Origin of the sequence: Hwanghaeella sp. 1Z406 (assembly GCF_048892425.1) — a bacterium.
Taxonomy (GTDB): Bacteria; Pseudomonadota; Alphaproteobacteria; order UBA8366; family Aestuariispiraceae; genus Pacificispira.
Map to the genome: position 1 here is coordinate 1 of NZ_JBLZHU010000026.1, position 541 is coordinate 541.

Annotated in this window: 2 protein-coding genes; one reads left to right on the plus strand and one right to left on the minus strand. The window is 40.9% G+C overall.

Annotation, left to right across the window (positions count from 1 at the left end):
• The coding region (locus ACOSDR_RS20195; RefSeq protein WP_420732342.1) for a hypothetical protein at positions 1–280 on the plus strand (280 nt) is incomplete at its 5' end.
• Between the two features lie 73 nt (positions 281–353).
• On the opposite strand, the gene ACOSDR_RS20200 is transcribed toward ACOSDR_RS20195, so the two are convergent.
• A partial coding sequence (locus tag ACOSDR_RS20200; RefSeq protein ID WP_420732343.1) for a hypothetical protein occupies positions 354–541 on the minus strand: 188 nt, incomplete at its 5' end.

Here is a 541-nt window from a genome sequence, read left to right on the forward strand (position 1 = left end):
TTTTTTTTTGTTTTGTTTTTTTAATTTTTTTAAAAAAGGTTTTGTTTTTTTTTTTTTTTTTTTTTTTTTTGCGCTTTTGACTCAGGATTTAAAAACTGGAACGGTGAAGGCGACAGCAGTCGGTTGGAGCAAGCATCCCCCAAAGTTCTACAATGTGGCTGAGGACTTTGATTGTACATTTTTTTTCTTTTTTAAGTCATTCCAAGTACCCATGAGATGGCTACAGGAAGTCCCTCACCCTCCCAAAAGCCATCCCCATTCCCTAGAAGAGGATGGCTGAGTCCATGCCCTGAGTCCACACCGGGGAGGTGACAGCATTGCTTCTGTGTAAATTATGTACTGCAAAAATTTTTTTAAATCTTCCGCCTTAATACTTCATTTTTGTTTTTAATTTCTGAATGGCCCAGGTCTGAGGCCTCCCTTTTTTTTTGTCCCCCCAACTTGATGTATGAAGGCTTTTGGTCTCCCTGGGAGTGGGTTGAGGTGTTGAGGCAGCCAGGGCTTGCCTGTACACTGACTTGAGACCAGTTTAATAAAGTGC